Genomic DNA, 16,758 nt, shown 5'->3' with positions numbered 1-16,758 from the left:
TCCATCGCTCGAGGAGACACTCATGAACCGCTTCCCCGGCAAGACCGCGCTCGTCACCGGCGCGGGCTCCGGCCTCGGCCGCGCGATCGCGCTCGCCTTCGCCGCCGAAGGCGCCTCCGTGGTCGCCGCGGGGCGCACCGCGGCCACGCTGGACGAGACCGTCGGGCTCATCGAGGCCGCGGGCGGCACGGCCGCCGCCGTCGTGGCCGATGTGACCGACTCGGGGCAGGTCCGCGCGCTCGTCCGGGAGACCGTCGGCCGGTTCGGCGGGCTGGACATCGCGGTGAACAACGCCGGGATCCTGCGCGGCGCCGGGCCCGTCGGCGAGGTGGGCGAGGAGGACTGGGACGCGGTGCAGCGGACCAATGTCACCGGTGTCTGGCTGGCCATGAAGCACGAGATCGCGCACATGAAGGACCACGGCGGCGGCGCCATCGTCAACATCTCCTCCAACCTGGGCGCACACCTCCGGATTCCGGGCCTCGCCGCATACCTCACCTCGAAGGCGGCGGTGTCCGCGCTCACCCGCGCCGCCGCCCTGGACCACATCCACCAGGGCATCCGCATCAACGCGGTCAGCCCGGGGGCCGCCGCCACCTCGATGTCGCTGCGGCCCGGCGAGACGGAGGCCGACCGGGCGGAGCGGATGAAGCGGGAGAACCCCCTGGGACGGGTCGCGGAGGCCGAGGAGGTCGCGGCCGCCGTGCTCTACCTCGCCTCGCCCGCGGCCGGCGCGGTGGTCGGTACGGACCTGGTCATCGACAGCGGGGCCTCGGCCTGACGGTCTGCCCGGCCCCGCCCGGATTCCGGGGCCGGGTAGAGCTGGCCCTACCCGGGAGGTGGGGCTGGCATGCCCCCGGGACTAGGGCTGGCGTGATGGTGTCGGCACCGCCGTCTCCGGGATGGTGGTGTGCATGAAAGCACCTGCCATGACACCCTTCGTCCCGACATCTGCCAGGAAACTCGGATTAAGAGGACTGGCCGCGGCCATGGCGCTCGCCGTGGCCGCGGTCGGCGGCGTCGCGGCGGTCCCGGCCGCGGCGTCCCCCGACACCTCGCTCGGCCAGGACGAGTTGCAAAGAGAGGTGGCCAGGACCCTCCAGGAGGCCGGGTACATCGGCATGACCGTGGAGGTCCGCGACGGCCGCCGCCGGATCCACGCCCGTGCGGGCGAAGCCGAGTTGCACAGCGGCCGCCCGGTGCCGTACGGCGCGAACTTCCGGGGCGCCAGCGTCACCAAGGCCTTTGTGGCCACGGTCGTGCTTCAGCTCGCCGCCGAAGGGCAGCTGTCCCTGGACGACACCGTGGACACCTGGCTGCCGGGCCTGGTCTCGGGCAACGGCAACGACGGCAGCCGCATCACCATCCGGAATCTGCTCCAGCACACCAGCGGCATCTACAACTACGGCCTGGAGGAGGACCTGGGGGGCACGGCCGAGGACTTCGAGCGGACGAAGCTCTACCACTTCGGCCCGGAGCAGAGCATCGCCGGAGCGATGCGGCACAACCCCGACTTCCCGCCCGCCGACCCGGACGACCCGGAGCCGAAGTGGAACTACTCGAACCCCAACTACATGGTCGCCGGCCTGATCATCAAGAAGGCCACCGGGCGGCCCTGGGCCGACGAGGTGCGCGACCGCATCATCCGGCCGCTGGGGCTGAAGGACACCTACGAGCCCGGCGACGACCCGTATCTGAAGCGGCCCTACGCCCATAACTACCACCGCTTCCCCGGCTCCGACCGATGGACCGACACCACCGTTCGCAATATCTCGTGGGCCGATGCCGCCGGGTCGCTGGTGACCAGCCAGCGGGACCTGGACCGGTTCTTCACGGCCCTGTTCGGCGGTCGTCTGCTGCCCGCCGCACAGCTCGCCGAGATGCGCCGTACGGTCCCCGTGAGCGCCGACTTCGAGATGGCGTTCCCCGGGCTGCGGTACGGGCTCGGGCTGATGCGGCAGCCGCTGAGCTGCGGCGGCTACCGCTGGGGCCACGGCGGTGACCTCGAAGGAGGCACGGTCAGAACGGCGTTCGACGCGGACGGCCGGCGCTCGGTGGTGATCAGTGCCAGTGGGACGACATCGGACGACGAGCGGATGCTCAGGGCCGAGAAGGCCGTCCAGGCGCTGCTGGACCGCGTGATGTGCGGTCAGGAGCCGCGCCCATGAGGGCGGCCAGGCGGCGGGTGGCCGCGGCCCTGGCCGCCGTGGCGGCCGTCGCCGCGCTGATGGCGGCGGCACCCGGCCCGGCCCCGGGGAGGGGCGGTGCGGAGGCGTTACGGCGCGACACGGAGACGGTCCACACGGCCGGGGCGGTGGGCGCCGCGGCGGTGCTGGACACACCGTCCGGCACGGTCGGGGCCCATGCGGGACAGGCCGACCTGCGCACCGGCGCGCCCATGCGCGCCGACGCCCACTACCGCGCGGGCAGCACGGTGAAGACCTTCGTGGCCACCGTCGCGCTTCAGCTGGTCGGCGAGGGGCGGCTGTCCCTGGACGACACGGTGGACAGATGGCTGCCCGGCGTGGTCAGCGGCCACGGCAACGACGGCCGCCGCATCACCGTCCGGCAACTGCTCCAGCACACCAGCGGGCTGCGCGGCTATACGAGCGTCCGCGAGGTCTTCCCCGCGGGATACTCCGCGCGCGGCTATTACGAGAACCGCTTCCGCCACTACACCGCCGAGGAGCTGGTCGACGGCGCGACGCGCTATCCCCCGAACTCCACGCCCGGGGCGGCGTATCGCTATTCCAACACCAACTACGTCGTAGTCGGCATGATCGTCGAGCGGGTCACCGGACATCCCTGGCGCGCGGAGGTCCGCGACCGGATCATCCGCCCGCTGAAACTGACCGGGACGACGCTGCCGGGCGACCGCCCGTATCTCCCCGCCCCGTACGCACACGGGTACCACACCTACGCGGAGGACGGGCGCCGCGTCGACACCACGATTTTCAACTCCACGGCGGCCGACGCGTCCGGCGATCTGGTCACCACCCCGCACGACATCAATCGCTTCTTCACCACCCTCCTCACCGGCCGGCTGCTGCGCCCGGCCGAGTTCGCCGAGATGCGGCGGACCGTCCCGATACCCGACGAGCCGGGCCGCGGCGCCGGCCTCGGCCTGGAGACGACCCCGCTGAGCTGTGGCGGCTTCTACTGGCACCACGGGGGCAACGCCCTGGGCTACTCGAGTGAGAACGGGGTCACCACGGACGGGCGGCGTGCGGTGACCGTGTCGACCAACAGCTTCGACGAGGCCGACACGGCGCGGCAGGAGCGGGCCGACAAGGCGGTGAAGGCGCTCATCGACCACGCCCTGTGCCGGTGAGCCGGCATCCGGCCGCGCCGCTACGGCGCCGCGATCGGTCCAACCCGACTGGCGCACACACGATCTGACGCACAATCCTTGTGGGAGGCGGGGGCGAGACGGGACACTTCTCCGGCAGCACTCGATCAGACGTTGGATGTCTTGATGTCGTGATGTCCAGATGCCGCTGAAGGGCAGGTCGGTGACGATGGCGTCAGAACTTCGCGCTACTCGCAAGCGGTCCAGACCATGGCGGCGCCGCGCGTCGGTGCTCCTCGCCGCCGCGGCGCTGGCCCTGATCCCGATTCCGGTACGGGCCGCGGAGGCGGAATCCCCCGCTTCCGCGGCCCGTACCGACTTCGATCAGCAAGTCCTCTTCAAGTCTTCCCAGGACAGCGGGTACTCGTGCTTCCGGATCCCGGCCGTCGTCAAGTCCAAGGACGGCACGCTGCTGGCCTTCGCCGAGGGGCGGGTGAACAACTGCGGCGACGCCGGCGACATCGATCTGGTCCTCAAGCGCTCCACGGACGGCGGCCGCACCTGGGGCCCGCTCCAGGTGATCAACGAGGGCGCCGGGGACACCCACGGCAACCCGGCGCCCATCGTGGACCAGCGCACCGGCCGCATTGTGCTCGCCAGCACGTACAACACCGGGCGCGACGACTCCCAGGGCTGCAATGTGCCCTGTGACCGGACCCCGCACCTCCAGTACAGCGACGACGACGGCGCGACCTGGTCCGCCCCGCGCGATCTGAGCGACTCGCTCCTGCCCGCCTCGTGGAACTCCTGGTACGCCACCGGGCCCGTGCACGGCATCCAGCTGACGCACGGCCGCCACCGGGGGCGGCTGCTGTTCACCATCAACACCGAGAGCTACGACGGCACCCGGATCACCGCCAACCACGCGGCGCTGGCTTACAGCGACGACGGCGGCGACACCTGGCGCATCGGCGCCGTGGACAGCTGGCCGGTCGCGGCGGACGGCACATTCCGCCAGAAGCCCTCCGAGATGACGCTGGTGGAGCGCGAGGACGGGTCGGTCTACGTCAACGGGCGGGAGCAGGACGGCACGGACCTCGGCCACCGCGACTTCGCCGTCAGCCGCGACGGCGGCGAGAGCTTCACCGGGCCGTTCCGCACCATCCCCGATCTGTACACGCCCCAGGTGCAGGGCTCCATCCTCCGGCTGCGGGGCGAGGACCGGGACGGCTACAGCCGCCTGCTGTTCGCCGCGCCCGCCGACCCCGACCGGCGCCGCACCATGATGATCCGCTCCTCGTGGAACGAGGGGCGCGGCTGGGACCCCGTCGACCGCGGCAAGGTGGTCACCACCGACTGGTCCGGCTACTCGGACATGGTCGCCATCTCGCGCGACGAGGTCGGGCTGATGTACGAGGGCGGCGCGGTCGACGCCCGCGACGAGATCCGCTTCGCCCGCTTCACCGAGGGCTGGCTCGGCCCGCGCCGCGGCCCCGACCCGACCACCTCGGACCGGGCGCCCGGCGCCCGCCCGGCCACCGTCCTCGGCGGCCCGGCCCGGACCGAGGGGCAGTTCGGACAGGGGCTGTCGTTCGACGGCACGGACGACGCCGTGCACGTCCCCTTCCGGCCCTCGCTGCCGCTGGGCACCCGCGACTTCACGGTGAGCCTGTGGTTCCGCTACACCGCGGCCTCGGGCCAGCAGCCGTTCCTGTGGATGGGCGGCATCGGCAACAAGCAGCCGCAGGTGTGGCTGCGCGGTGAGCCCTCCAGCGGCCGGGTCCGGGCGCTGATGACCACGGTCAACGGCACCGCCACCTTCACCAGCGCCTCGGTGAGCACCGACTCCGCGTACAACGACGGGCAGTGGCACCACGCCGCGCTCACCCGCACCGGCGGCCGGCTGACCCTGACCGTGGACGGGGGCACGCCCGTCTCCACCGCCGATGCGCCCGGGCCGGTCACCCGCACCTCGCCGTTCGGCATCCATGTGGGCGAGGCGGTCGACAGCCGCTCGCGTCTGACCGGCGACCTGGACGAGGTCCGGATCTGGAGCCGCGCGCTGTCGGACACGGAGCTGCGGCAGGTTCGTGAGTTCAACGCCACGCCGGCCGACGCGCACGGCAAGGACCCCGCCGCGCTCGTACGGCTCCCCCTGGACCGCGTCCGCTAGCCCCCCTTCACCGCCTGGTTCTCCTGCCGGGACCCGTAGAAGAGCGGGAGGAGAACCAGGCCGGGCCAGGTCGTACCCCGCCATCCACCGATCGGCTGATGCTCCTTCGAGCGCGATGGCCGATGTTCTCCCCCGCCCCGCCAGGGCACGCTCGTGCGCATGGCAATCATCGAAGTGAGCGGCCTGCACAAGGCGTACGGGGACAAGAAGGCGGTCGACGACGTGTCCTTCGCCGTCGAGAAGGGGGAGATCTTCGGGATCCTCGGCCCCAACGGCGCCGGCAAGACCACCACCGTCGAGTGTGTGGAGGGTCTGCGCCGCCCCGACCGCGGCAGTGTCCTCGTCGCCGGGTACGACCCCATCGCCGACCGCGGCTCCGTCACACGCGTTCTGGGCGCGCAGCTCCAGGAGAACGAACTGCAACCGAAGATCACCGTGCAGGAGACACTCGAGCTGTACGCCGCCTGCTACCCGGACCCCGCCGACTGGCGCGCCCTGGCCGAGCGCCTCGGAATCGCCGACAAGCTCCGCGCCCGGTTCGCGAAGCTCTCCGGCGGCCAGAAGCAGCGTCTGTTCATCGCGCTCGCCCTGATCGGCAACCCCACCGTCGTCGTACTGGACGAGCTGACCACCGGGCTCGACCCGCGCGCCCGCCGCGACACCTGGCAGCTCATCGAGGACATCCGGGACAGCGGTGTCACCGTGCTGCTGGTCACGCACTTCATGGAGGAGGCCCAGCGTCTCTGTGACCGGATCGCCTTGATCGACAAGGGGCGGATCACCGCACTGGACACCCCCTCCGGGCTGATCGGGCGCACGGCGAGCGGCACGGAGATCTCCTTCAAGCCTTCCACGGCGCTGGACCTGCGGCAGTTGACGGCGCTGCCCGCGGCCGCGTCGGTGACGGAGAAGGACGGGCGGGTCGTCGTCAAGGGCACCGACGAGACCGTCAGCGCCGTGCTCTCGCTGCTCGCCGGACAGGGCATCACCGCCCACCAGCTCCGCGTCGTCGAAGCGAGCCTGGACGACGCCTACCTCGACCTGACGGGAGCGGACGCATGAGCACCATCACCCGCACCCGCCCGTCCGCTGTCAAGGGCAGCGCCACCGCCGTCCTGCGGGCCGAGGCACGTCTCTTCCTGCGTGAACCCGTCTCCTTCTTCTGGATGCTCGGCTTTCCCACGATCCTGCTGTGCATCCTGGGGGCCATCCCCTCCTTCCGGGAGCCCTCGACCGATATCGACGGCCTGCGTGTCGTGGACCTGTATGTCCCCATCGCCATCCTGCTCGCCATGATCACGTCCGGTATCCAGACCATGCCGCCCGTCCTCACCGGCTACCGCGAGCGGGGCATCCTGCGCCGCATGTCCACCACCCCCGTGCGGGCGGGCTCCCTCATCGGCGCGCAGATCGTGCTGCACGGTGCCGCCGTGGCGGTCTCCGCGTCGCTCTCCCTCGCCGTGGGCCGGATCGTCTTCCATGTGGCCCTGCCCCGCCAGCTCCTCGGATACCTCGTGGCCTTCGTGCTCGCCACACTCGCCATCCTGGCGCTCGGTGCCGCCGTCTCCGCCGTCGGCCGTACAGTCAAGATCACTCAAACGGTGGGCACAGTGGTGTTCTTCCCTTCGATGTTCACCGCCGGTGTCTGGCTGCCGGTGGCGTCCATGCCCGACGCTCTTCAGCACATCGTGAGCCTGACCCCCTTGGGCGCCGCGGCGCAGGCCCTCGACGAGGCAGCCGCGGGACACTGGCCGAGTTGGACACACCTCGGGGTCACGGCGCTGTGGACGGTGCTGCTGATCGCCGCGGCCCGGCGCTGGTTCAGATGGGAGTAGTGCGTACGAGATGACGACGACGGTCGAGGAGCGCTGGGCGCAGTTCTTCCGGTACGGCCCCTACGCCCTGCTGGGCCTCGCCACACTCATCGGGGCCGCGGCGGCCGACCTGGTGATGACCCGGCGCGAGATGTACGCCGGAGGAGCTCTGCTCCTGGCCGCGCTGGCCCTCGAGGTGTGGTGGACCCGGGCCGAGCGGCGGCTGTCGGCGGCGAACACCACGGCGCTCACCGCGACGGACTCCGCCGACGGCCGCGCCCCGGCCGAGAACGCCGTCGGCGCAACCGGCGCCGGTAGGAGCTTCGGCGCCCGGGGGCTGCCTGACGGGACGACCGCGGGGCGGGTCTACTTCGCGCTGCGGACCGCCCTCGCCTTCCTCCTCACCTGGCTCAACCCCTTCTTCGCGATCTACGCCAGCCTCAGCTACTTCGATGCCGTGCGTCTGCTGCCGCCACGCGCCGCCCGGGCCGGGTTGGTGGTCACCGCCGTCACCCTGGGGGGCTCCCAGTCCGGTGGCCTGCCGCCCCCCTCACCGCTGAACTGGGTCGCCTTCGGCCTGCTGTTCATCCTGAACGCGACGCTCGCCATCGTCTTCAGTCATCTCGGTGCCAAGGAGGACGAGAAGGCCCAGGAGCGCGCCGAGACCATCGCCGCCCTGGAGAAGGCCCTCGCCGAGAACGCCGCCCTGCACGCCCAACTCGTCGTCCAGGCAAGGGAGGCGGGCATCGCCGACGAGCGCCGCCGCCTCGCCGCCGAGATCCACGACACCATCGCCCAGGGCCTGACCGGCATCATCGCCCAGCTCCAGGTGGTCGACTTCACCGCCGACCCGGACGTGGCCCGCAAACACCTGGGCCGTGCCCAGGCGCTGGCCCGCCACTCCTTGAGCGAGGCCCGGCGCTCCGTACAGAACCTCTCTCCGGCCGCTCTGGAGCACGACACGCTTCAGGAGGCGCTGAAGAAGATCGTCGCCGAGTGGTCCGAACGCACCGGTGTCACTGCCCGGTTCACCGTGACCGGCACCACCGAGCCGCTGCACGGCGAGGTCGCCGCCACCCTCCTGCGGATCGCGCAGGAAGCCCTCGCCAACACGGCCAAACACGCCCGGGCCACCCGCGCGGGCGTCACCCTCTCCTACATGGGTGACGAAGTCACCCTGGACATACGGGACGACGGACACGGCTTCGCCCCCCTCGCCGTCGCGCCGCGCACCGGCACGAGCACCGGCGGCTTCGGCCTCGACGGGATGCGCGCCCGGGCCGAACGCATCGCGGGCACCGTCGCCATCGAGTCGGAGCCCGGCCAGGGCACCGCGATCAGTGCTCGCGTACCGTTGGTTCGCCATGGCTGACCAGAGAATCACCCTGCTGATCGTCGACGACCACCCCGTCGTACGGGACGGTCTGCACGGCATGTTCGCCTCCGATCCCGGCTTCGACGTCCTCGGCGAGGCCGCGGGCGGCGTCGAGGGAGTCGACCTCGCCCTGTCCCTCGATCCGGACGTCGTCCTCATGGACCTGCGCATGCCCGCCGGCAGCGGGGTCGAGGCGATCGCCGAACTCACCCGGCGCGGCGCCCGCGCCCAGGTCCTCGTCCTCACGACGTACGACACGGACTCCGACACGATCCCCGCGATCGAGGCGGGCGCCACCGGATATCTACTCAAGGACGCGCCGCGCGAGGAGCTGTTCGCGGCGGTCCGCGCGGCCGCCGAAGGGCGTACCGTCCTGTCGCCCGCCGTCGCGTCCCGCCTCGTCTCCGCCGTCAGGAAGCCCGCCGTGCCCGCGGGCGCGGTGCTCTCCGCCCGCGAGCGCGAGGTACTCGTACTGGTCGCCAAGGGCACGTCGAACCGTGAGATCGCCCGGGAACTCTTCATCAGCGAGGCGACAGTCAAGACCCATCTGACCCACCTGTACGGCAAGTTGGGGGTGAAGGACCGGGCGGCCGCGGTGGCGGTGGCGTACGACCGCGGCATTCTGGGGTGAGCCCGCGCGCATGCGCCGTCGCCGACTCGCCTGGGAGTCGGGACGTCGCGGGCCCCTCTCAGGCGCCGACGGGCGCCTGAGCCGTCTCGTGCGGGGCCGCCGTCGCGGACGCCGCCGTCGCGGGGGTCGGCCCCGACGTCGTCGGCTCCGGGGCCGACCTGGCGAAGCGCCGGGCCAGCACCGCGCAGACCATCAGCTGCATCTGGTGGAAGAGCATCAGCGGCAGCACCGCCAGGCTCGCCTGCGCCCCGAAGAGCACGCTCGCCATCGGCAGCCCGGACGCCAGGCTCTTCTTCGACCCGGCGAAGACGATCGCGATCCGGTCCTCGCGGTTGAAGCCGAGCCGCCGGGAGCCGTGCCAGGTGAGCGTGAGCATCACCGCGAGCAGCACCGCCTCGACGGCCAGCAGCGCGCCCAGCCGCGCCGGGGTCACCGTGTGCCAGATGCCCCGGACCATGCCCTCGCTGAAGGCGGCGTAGACGACCAGCAGGACCGAGGCGCGGTCGAAGTAGCCGAGGACCTTGCGGTGGCGGACGATGAAGCCGCCGACCCAGGGGCGGAGCAGCTGCCCGGCGAGGAAGGGCGCCAGCAGCTGGAGGGCGATCTTCACGATCGAGTCCGCCGAGATTCCGCCGCCCGCGCTGCCCAGCAGCAGCGCGGCCAGCAGCGGGGTGAGGACGATGCCGACCAGGCTGGAGAAGGAGCCGGCGCAGATGGCGGCCGGGACATTGCCGCGGGCGATCGAGGTGAAGGCGATCGAGGACTGGACGGTGGAGGGCACCAGGCACAGGAAGAGCAGCCCGGTGTAGAGCGGATGCGTCAGCACATACGGCACCAGTCCGCGGGCGGCGATACCGAGCACCGGGAAGATGACGAAGGTGCAGGCCAGCACGGTCAGATGGAGCCGCCAGTGGCGCATTCCGTCCAGCGCCTCGCGGGTGGAGAGCCGCGCGCCGTACAGGAAGAAGAGAAAGGCGATGGCGACGGTGGTCGCCCCGTCCGCGACGGTCGCGGCCCGCCCGCTCGCGGGCAGCAGCGCGGCGAGGCCGACGGTGCCGATCAGAGTGAGGATGAACCAGTCCAGAGGGAGCCAGGACGGAAGCGTGATCTTACGGCGGCGCATGTGCTCTCTTTCTGGACGGTGCCCTCCCCAGCATCCTCTTGATCACGACTATCGGGAATCCCACTGACCGCTCTGACTGTCATCGCCTTCCGTGATGACCGCCGCTTACACTTGCGGTGTGTACGACCCGTCCCTGCTGCGCACCTTCCTCACGGTGGCCCAGACGCTGAGCTTCACCCAGGCCGGCCACCGCCTCGGCCTGCGCCAGTCCACCGTGAGCCAGCATGTGCGCAAGCTCGAGGACGCGGTCGGCCGGCCGCTGTTCGCGCGGGACACCCATGGGGTGGAGCTGACCGAGGACGGCGAGGCGATGCTGGGCTTCGCCCGGACGATCCTGGAGGCGAACGAGCGGGCGGCGAACTGGTTCCGCGGCACCCGGCTGCGCGGGCGGCTGCGCTTCGGCGCGTCGGAGGACTTCGTCCTGACCCGGCTGCCCCAGATCCTGGAAGGCTTCCGCCGCGACCACCCCGAGGTGGACCTGGAGCTGACCGTCGAGCTGTCGGGCACCCTGCACCAGCGGCTGGCGGCGGGGAAGCTGGATCTGGTGCTGGCCAAGCGGTCCGAGGAGCGGCCGGGCGGCCGGCTGGTGTGGCGGGACAAGCTGGTGTGGATCGGCGCGGAGCGGCTGCGGCTCGACCCCGACCGCCCGCTGCCGCTGATCGTCTTCCCGCCGCCTGGCCTCACCCGCGCCCGTGCGCTGGAGGTGCTGGAGCGGCACGGCAGGCCCTGGCGGATCGTATGCACGAGCGGCAGTCTCAACGGGCTGGTCGCCGCGGCGCGCGCGGGCCTGGGGGTCATGGCGCACACCCGCGGTCTGATCCCGCCGGGGCTGGCGCGGATCCCGGACCGGGCCGGGCTGCCCGATCTGGGGCCGGTGGAGTTCGTGCTGCTGGACGGGGAGCGGCAGCGGGACGCCGCGGCCCATGCCGCGGCCGACCGGCTGGCCGCCGCGATCCTGGCGGGGCCGGTGCCCTGACGGCCCTCCCATCTGTGCCCCGATGGGAGAGATTCGGTGGAGATAGCCGTCACACATGAGCCGCACAACGGGCTCATAGCCCCAGATCAGATACGGTCGCGGCGCTGTGCGGAGAGCTTCAAGGAGCCAGTCATTGCGCGAGTTCACCGTCCCCCCGTTGACGAGCCCTCCGCAGGCCGGAGGACTGGCGGATGCTGTCTTCGAGCATGCCGAGACGGATCCGGACCGGGTGGCTCTGGGGCGCAGAACCGCCGACGGCCAGTGGCTCGATGTATCCGCGGGCGAGTTCCGTGACCAGGTGCTGGGGCTCGCCAAGGGGCTGCTGGCCCAGGGCGTGCGCTTCGGCGACCGCGTCGCCATCATGTCCCGCACCCGCTACGAGTGGACGCTGTTCGACTTCGCGCTGTGGTCCCTGGGGGCGCAGAGCGTGCCGATGTACCCCACCTCCTCCGCCGAGCAGGTCTTCTGGATGCTGTACGACGCGGAGGTCTCCGCCTGTGTCGTGGAGCACGAGGACCACGCCATGACGGTCGGCTCGGTGATCGGGCGGCTGCCGATGCTGACCCGGCTGTGGCAGCTGGACGCGGGCGCGGTGGACCAGCTGACCGCGGCCGGGGCGTCGATGGACGACGAGGTGGTGCACCGCCACCGCAAGGCGCTCCAGCCCGAGAATCCGGCGACCATCGTCTACACCTCGGGCACCACGGGCCGTCCCAAGGGCTGTGTCATCACCCACGCCAATCTGATGGCCGAGTGCGACACCGTGGTCGCCCGCTACGAGGAGGTCTTCCACTCCAAGCGGGGCGACGAGGCCGCGACGCTGCTGTTTCTGCCGCTCGCGCATGTCTTCGGCCGGATGGTCGGGGTCGCCGCGATCCGCGGCCGGGTGAAACTGGCCCACCAGCCGAGCCTCACCGCGGCCGCGCTGCTGCCCGATCTCCAGTCGTTCCGGCCGACGTTCTTCCTGGCCGTGCCGTACATCTTCGAGAAGGTCTTCGCGGCGGCGCGCAGAAAGGCCGAGCTGGAGGGGAGGCTCGGCCCCTTCGACAAGGCCGTGGACGTCGCGGTGCGGTACGCGGAGGCGCAGGAGGCCCGGGCGTTCGGCATCGGTCCGGGGCCGAGCGCCTCGCTGCGCATGCAGCACCAGTTCTTCGACAAGGTGGTCTACAGCAAGGTGCGGGCGGCGATGGGCGGCCGGGTCCGGCACGCCTTCTCGGGCGGCTCGGCGATGGAGCGGCGGCTCGGGCTGTTCTTCGCGGGCGCGGGCGTCATGATCTTCGAGGGGTACGGGCTGACCGAGACCACCGCGGCGGCCGTGGCCAATCCGCCGGACCGGCCCCGCTTCGGCACGGTGGGCGTACCGCTGCCGGGCACCACCGTGCATATCGCGGACGACGGCGAGGTGCTGCTCTCCGGCGACCAGGTCTTCGAGGGCTATCTCACCGACCGCAAGGCGACCGACGCCGTGCTGCGGGACGGCTGGCTCGCCACCGGCGACCTGGGCACCCTGGACGACGACGGCTATCTGACCATCACCGGGCGGAAAAAGGAGGTCCTGGTGACCTCCAGTGGCAAGACCGTCTCGCCGGTGGTGCTGGAGGAGCGGGTCAGAGCGCATCCGCTGGTCGCGCAGTGCATCGTCGTGGGCAATGACCGGCCGTATGTGGCGGCGCTGGTGACGCTGGACGCCGAGGCGGTGGCGCACTGGCTGGCGATGCGGGGCCGGCCGGAGCTGCCCGCGAAGGAGCTGGTCCGCGAGCCGGATCTGGAGTTGGAGATCCGGCGGGCCGTGATCACCGCCAACACGCTGGTTTCGCAGGCCGAGTCGATTCGTACGTTCCGGATACTTGCCGCTCAGTTCTCGGAGGAGCATGGTCTCCTGACGCCTTCACTGAAATTGAAGCGGAAGGCGATCGAGCAGGCGTATGCCGTAGAAATCGAGGCGCTCTACCATTCCTGAGCCGCAAAGGGGGCACGGAAATGATCGACATCATTCTCCCCGAACTTCCCGAGCGCGAGCTGGCACTGGTATCCGAGGAATTCTCCCGGCCTTCGGGCCATGTCCCGCCCCGGGCCGCCGCGGCCCCCGCCCTGACGGGGCGGGTCGCGCTGGGCGGGCCACTGTCCGTACCGGTGACGGCGGAACTCGTCGGCCGGGTGCCGGAGCTGAAAGCCTATGTGGAATCGGAGGCCAACAAGACCGACAAGGCAGACAGCGCGGCCTACCACTTAGTGCATTTTTCGGTCAGCTGCGCACAAGAAACAGCCAATCCTCAACTTCATACGGTCAATCTCGATCTGACACTCACGGCCGATCCGGCCGGAAACCGCCGGGCCGCCTTTCAGCCGGTGGCCTGGTCCATGACACCGCTCCAGCTCAGCGCGGCGGTCCGGGCCGGCGGACCGGCCCACCTCGGGCCGCGGCTGGGGTTCGTGCGACAGGACCGGACCGCGCCGGGCGCCCGGGTCTGGCTGGAGGCGCGGCGCGAGCTGCGGTCCGACCCGGGCTGGGAGATCCGCCGCACCCCCACGGCCGGAATCGGCGGCACCTACCGGCTGGCCATGGTGGTGCGGGCGCCGCGCGCCACGGTCAGCCGGGCGGCGGTCGAGGTGGGCGCGACCGTCCGCGAAGGGCATGTGCTGCGGCGGTTCCGGGCGGAGCTCCCGGAGCCGCTGCTGCTGAGCGCGATGTGACGGAGCCGGGCCCGATGTGACGCGCGAGCCGGATGGCCGACGGCCGGCTGCGGGTGCCGGCCGCGGCTTACGCGCCGTGCAGCGCGCCGCGCGCGGCGCGCTGCACGGTGGACCGGTGTCCGGCCTCGGCGGTGGCCTTCGCGGCCGAGCCTGAGCGGGAACACGGGAACACCGGAGGCGGCTGGGAGTGTGGCGCGGGGTCGCGCCGGGAAGCAACGGTCGTAGCGGCCGAGCGGGAATGCGACTCGGCCGTCGCTCGTTCACTCTGAAGACGTACCCACCCGTATTCGACGTAAGGATCGACCGCTCGTGAGCCAGGTCCCCTTCATCACCCTCAGCAACGGCGTCCGGATGCCCCAGCTCGGCTTCGGCGTCTGGCAGGTCCCGGACGACGAGGCGGCCGTTGCCGTCAGCACGGCCCTCGAGGCCGGGTATCGCAGCATCGACACCGCCGCGATCTACGGCAACGAGGAGGGCACGGGAAGGGCCATCGCGGAGTCGGGCATCGCGCGCGACGAGCTGTTCGTGACCACCAAGCTCTGGAACGCCGACCAGGGCTACGACTCCACCCTGCGCGCCTTCGACGCCTCGCTGTCCAAGCTCGGCCTCGACCATGTCGACCTGTATCTGATCCACTGGCCGCTGCCGGCGGTCGACAAGTACGTGGACAGCTGGAAGGCGATCGAGAAGATCCACGCCGAGGGCCGCGCCAGGGCCATCGGGCTCTCCAACTTCCACCCGTCCCACATCCAGCGGCTGCTCTCGGAGACCGAGGTCGCCCCGGTGATCGACCAGGTCGAGCTGCACCCGCAGCTCCAGCAGTCGGAGCTGCGGGCCTTCAACGCCCGGCACAACATCGCCACCGAGGCGTGGTCCCCGCTCGGCCAGGGCAAGGGCCTGCTGGAGGACGCCCGGCTCGCGGCCATCGCCGAGAAGCACGGCAAGTCCCCGGCGCAGGTGGTGCTCCGCTGGCATCTGGACCTGGGCAATGTGGTGATCCCCAAGTCGGTCACGCCGTCCCGCATACAGGAGAACATCGACGTGTTCGACTTCGAGCTGGACGCCCAGGACCTCGCCGCGATCAACGGGATGGACTCCGGCAACCGCCTCGGCCCCGACCCGGAGACCTTCAACCTGGTGTGACGCCCCGCCCCCGCGCCACCCCGAGCGCCCCCGCCCCCGTCCTCTCCGAGTGAGGACGGGGGCGTTCGCGCAACCTCCCGTTGGCGGCGGCTGTTCGGGTGGGATCCGCGCCCGCCGCCCGCCGCCGTGGCCTGCGGGGCCGGGCCCCGGGCCCCTCCGACGGCGGGCCCGGGAGCGGGCCCGGGGGTGGTCGTGCCGGGTGTTTCCGCGCGGCGCAACCGGGGAGACCGGACGGGCGCGCAGCCCGTGTCGTACCGGCTTACGTTGACGCAAGCCCCCCACGACACGAGGAGACACCCCGATGCTCCGCAGTCACAGACCTGCCCTGACCGCCGGTTGTGCCATCGCCATCGCCGCTCTCTCCCTGACCGCCATACCCGCCGCCGCGGCCCCCGGCCCCACGGCCGAGACCACCGCCGGAGTCCCCGCCGAAGTCCCCGCCGAAATGCTCGACTCGATGCGGCGCGACCTCGGCCTCACGGCCGACGAGGCGAGGGCCCGGATCACCAACGAGTACCGGGCCGGCACGGCCACCCCGGCCCTCCGCCAGAGCCTCGGGAGCGCGTTCGGCGGCGCGTGGGTGACCGGCAAGACCGCCGAGCTCACGGTCGCCACCACCGATCAGGGCCGGCACGGCGTCATCACCGCCGCCGGCGCCAAGGCCGTGACGGTCAGCCACAGCCTGGACGACCTGACCGCCGCGAAGGACGCCCTGGACCGCACGGCCGAGCGGCGCGCCTCGACGGCCGCCTCCGTCTGGTACGTCGATGTGAAGACCAACAGCGTCGTGGTCCAGTCGACCGACCCCGCCAGGGCCTCCGACTTCGTCGCCGCCAGCGGAGTGTCCCCCGGCGTCGTACGGATCGTGGAGTCCGACGAGCAGCCGCAGCCGCTGGACGATGTGCGCGGCGGCGAGGCGTACTACATCAACGGCACCGCGCGCTGCTCGATCGGGTTCTCGGTGACGAAGGGCTCCCAGGGCGGCTTTGTCACCGCGGGCCACTGCGGCGAGGCGGGCGCCACCACCACCGGCGTCAACCGCACCGCCCAGGGCACCTTCCAGGCCTCCCGCTTCCCCGGCAACGACTACGCCTGGGTGTCGGTCAACAGCGACTGGAAGCCCACCCCCGCGGTGCTCGGCCCCGCCGGCGCGATCGTCACGGTCGCCGGCTCCCAGCAGGCGCCGGTGGGCTCCTCCGTCTGCCGCTCCGGCTCGACGACCGGCTGGCACTGCGGCACGATCGAGCAGCTCGACACCAGCGTGCGCTACGCCGAGGGCCTGGTCAGCGGGTTGTCCCGGACCACGGTGTGCGCCGAGCCCGGCGACTCCGGCGGCTCGTACATCTCCGGCAGCCAGGCCCAGGGCGTCACCTCCGGCGGCTCCGGCGACTGCACGGCCGGCGGCACCACGTACTTCCAGCCGGTGAACCCGATCCTCACGACGTACGGCCTCGCCCTCACCACGGGCTGAGGCCCCGCCCCCGTCCGGCGGTCCGCCCGGGTCCGTGTCCGCTCGTATGCGGCCACGGACCCGGGCGGG

General features: G+C 71.7%; 14 protein-coding genes. 13 read left to right on the top strand and 1 reads right to left on the bottom strand.

Translation table 11 applies throughout. From position 1 onward, the window contains the following. Positions 1–22: 22 nt before the first annotated feature. The 8 genes from ACH4S9_RS25145 (at position 23) to ACH4S9_RS25110 (ending at position 9,282) form a co-directional block, all read left to right on the top strand. A complete protein-coding gene (locus ACH4S9_RS25145; protein WP_311728392.1) occupies positions 23–781 on the top strand; it encodes an SDR family oxidoreductase in 759 nt (252 codons plus the stop codon). Between the two features lie 148 nt (positions 782–929). After that, positions 930–2,168: a serine hydrolase domain-containing protein gene (locus ACH4S9_RS25140; protein ID WP_398374014.1), complete on the top strand. Its 1,239-nt coding sequence runs from the start codon at positions 930–932 to the stop codon at positions 2,166–2,168. Further along, positions 2,165–3,331, top strand: a complete 1,167-nt coding sequence (locus tag ACH4S9_RS25135; RefSeq protein WP_398373903.1) for a serine hydrolase domain-containing protein — start codon at positions 2,165–2,167, stop codon at positions 3,329–3,331. The genes ACH4S9_RS25140 and ACH4S9_RS25135 overlap by 4 nt, the downstream gene beginning before the upstream one ends. A 187-nt stretch (positions 3,332–3,518) precedes the next feature. Then, on the top strand, positions 3,519–5,462 hold the full coding sequence (locus ACH4S9_RS25130; RefSeq protein WP_398373902.1) for an exo-alpha-sialidase: 1,944 nt from the start codon (positions 3,519–3,521) through the stop codon (positions 5,460–5,462). A gap of 159 nt (positions 5,463–5,621) precedes the next feature. Then, entirely contained in the window at positions 5,622–6,524 is a 903-nt protein-coding gene (locus ACH4S9_RS25125; protein ID WP_398373901.1) for an ABC transporter ATP-binding protein, read from the top strand. Next, positions 6,521–7,297, top strand: a complete 777-nt coding sequence (locus ACH4S9_RS25120) for an ABC transporter permease (RefSeq protein ID WP_385348368.1) — start codon at positions 6,521–6,523, stop codon at positions 7,295–7,297. The genes ACH4S9_RS25125 and ACH4S9_RS25120 overlap by 4 nt, the downstream gene beginning before the upstream one ends. A 10-nt stretch (positions 7,298–7,307) precedes the next feature. Next, positions 7,308–8,648, top strand: coding sequence for a sensor histidine kinase (locus tag ACH4S9_RS25115; RefSeq protein ID WP_398373900.1), 1,341 nt, complete (start codon positions 7,308–7,310; stop codon positions 8,646–8,648). Continuing rightward, positions 8,641–9,282: a response regulator transcription factor gene (locus ACH4S9_RS25110; RefSeq protein ID WP_311728385.1), complete on the top strand. Its 642-nt coding sequence runs from the start codon at positions 8,641–8,643 to the stop codon at positions 9,280–9,282. Before ACH4S9_RS25115 ends, ACH4S9_RS25110 begins: the two co-directional genes overlap by 8 nt. 58 nt (positions 9,283–9,340) lie before the next feature. On the opposite strand, the gene ACH4S9_RS25105 is transcribed toward ACH4S9_RS25110, so the two are convergent. Beyond that, positions 9,341–10,405 (bottom strand): bile acid:sodium symporter family protein, encoded by a 1,065-nt coding sequence (locus tag ACH4S9_RS25105; RefSeq protein ID WP_398373899.1) that lies wholly within the window; start codon positions 10,403–10,405, stop codon positions 9,341–9,343. Positions 10,406–10,523: 118 nt separating this feature from the next. On the opposite strand from ACH4S9_RS25105, the gene ACH4S9_RS25100 reads away from it, so the two are divergent. The 5 genes from ACH4S9_RS25100 to ACH4S9_RS25080 all read left to right on the top strand — a co-directional run bounded on the left by ACH4S9_RS25100 (position 10,524) and on the right by ACH4S9_RS25080 (position 16,689). Next, positions 10,524–11,381, top strand: coding sequence for a LysR substrate-binding domain-containing protein (locus ACH4S9_RS25100; RefSeq protein ID WP_311728382.1), 858 nt, complete (start codon positions 10,524–10,526; stop codon positions 11,379–11,381). 133 nt (positions 11,382–11,514) lie between these two features. Beyond that, positions 11,515–13,341, top strand: coding sequence for an AMP-dependent synthetase/ligase (locus ACH4S9_RS25095; RefSeq protein WP_311728381.1), 1,827 nt, complete (start codon positions 11,515–11,517; stop codon positions 13,339–13,341). Between the two features lie 20 nt (positions 13,342–13,361). Continuing rightward, the gene (locus tag ACH4S9_RS25090) at positions 13,362–14,075 is read left to right on the top strand and encodes a hypothetical protein (protein WP_311728380.1); all 714 of its coding nucleotides are present in this window, start codon (positions 13,362–13,364) and stop codon (positions 14,073–14,075) included. Positions 14,076–14,384: 309 nt separating this feature from the next. Continuing rightward, the gene (locus ACH4S9_RS25085; RefSeq protein ID WP_311728379.1) at positions 14,385–15,218 is read left to right on the top strand and encodes an aldo/keto reductase; all 834 of its coding nucleotides are present in this window, start codon (positions 14,385–14,387) and stop codon (positions 15,216–15,218) included. A gap of 301 nt (positions 15,219–15,519) precedes the next feature. Continuing rightward, the gene (locus tag ACH4S9_RS25080) at positions 15,520–16,689 is read left to right on the top strand and encodes a S1 family peptidase (RefSeq protein WP_398373898.1); all 1,170 of its coding nucleotides are present in this window, start codon (positions 15,520–15,522) and stop codon (positions 16,687–16,689) included. Positions 16,690–16,758 lie beyond the last annotated feature (69 nt).

Source organism: Streptomyces sp. NPDC021225, assembly GCF_044332865.1.
In the GTDB taxonomy this organism is placed as follows: domain Bacteria; phylum Actinomycetota; class Actinomycetes; order Streptomycetales; family Streptomycetaceae; genus Streptomyces.
The sequence above is the reverse complement of the archived record's forward strand: the minus strand, read 5'-3'. Positions and strand labels throughout refer to the sequence as shown.